This is a genomic window from Nocardioides sp. NPDC057577 (genome assembly GCF_042801335.1).
In the GTDB taxonomy this organism is placed as follows: domain Bacteria; phylum Actinomycetota; class Actinomycetes; order Propionibacteriales; family Nocardioidaceae; genus Nocardioides.
The window spans coordinates 1-1,091 of the sequence record NZ_JBHVGB010000364.1 but is presented as its reverse complement, the minus strand read 5'-3'; the positions used below and the strand labels follow the sequence as shown (position 1 = coordinate 1,091).

Sequence of the window (1,091 nt, the reverse complement as noted above, 5' to 3'; positions counted from 1 at the left end):
CTGCTGGGCGGCGAACCGTTCATCTACCGGGACCTCGCCCAGGTCGTCCGGTATGCCAAGCGGGACCTGGGCATGCAGGTCGAGATCTGCACCAATGGCTACCGCATCGAGCGGCGGCTGACCGAGATCGCCCCCGACCTGGACCTGCTCCGGGTGTCACTGGAGGGCATCGGCACGACCAACGACAAGATCCGCAAGTTCGGAAGCTACCGCAGCGCCCTGAGCGCACTCGAAATCGCCCAGCAGCTCGGCCTCCGCGCCGGCGCGACCATGACGGTCACCTCCCGCAACATCGACGAGGTCCTGCCGCTCGCCCGCACACTGCAGCACTACGGGGTGGAGCAGCTGAAACTCCACTGCCTCCGGCCGGTCGGCAACGCAGCCGATCACCCCGAGCTCCTCGTCAACGACGGCACGGCCTACACCCGCCTCCGGGAGCGCCTGGCCTCGGCCGAGCTGGACATCGAGGTGATCCTCGACGAGGACCTGTCCGAGCTCGGTGCGCCGGACTCCTGCCTCCCCGCCGGGGGCCCTGTGGAGATCGAGCGGATCGAAGCCGACCCGCGCGGCGCGCTCACCATGTCCTGCAAGGCCGTCGGCAAGGACTCGCACGCCTTCTGGTACGACAAGCTCACCGACCACATCGACCACCGGCCCTCCGCCACCGACGAACTCACCCTGGCGGTGCCGGACGTGGTGTACGGACGTGTCTGACCCGGCATCGTTCGAGAGCGTCGAAGGGCTCCGCGGCACCGGTAAATCCACCCTCGCCCCCGTGCTCGCGGCCGCCCGTGGCGCGGTATTGGTCCCCACCGTGCCGCCCACCTACCAGGCACTGCGGCGGGAGGTCGACCGGCTGGGAAATGCAGAGGCCCGCATGTGCTTCTACCTCTCGGCCCTGTTCACCGCCACCGATCAGATCCAGCGGTACCTGTCCGCCGGCATCCCGGTGGTGGTCGAGAGCTATTTCGCACGCTGTCTGGCCAACCATCGCGCTTTCGGAGCCGACCTCTCCGTGTCCCTGCCGCCGGGCGTCCCGCGTCCCGTCACCCACTACCTCGTCTGTGCGGAGGACGAGCGCCGGCGCCGAC

2 protein-coding genes are annotated in these 1,091 nt (G+C 69.1%); both read left to right on the top strand.

Annotated elements, in window-relative coordinates:
- The coding region (locus ACFU7D_RS29830; protein ID WP_378874179.1) for a radical SAM protein at nt 1–714 on the top strand (714 nt) is incomplete at its 5' end.
- A partial coding sequence (locus tag ACFU7D_RS29825; RefSeq protein ID WP_378874177.1) for a hypothetical protein occupies nt 707–1,091 on the top strand: 385 nt, incomplete at its 3' end. The genes ACFU7D_RS29830 and ACFU7D_RS29825, both read left to right, overlap by 8 nt.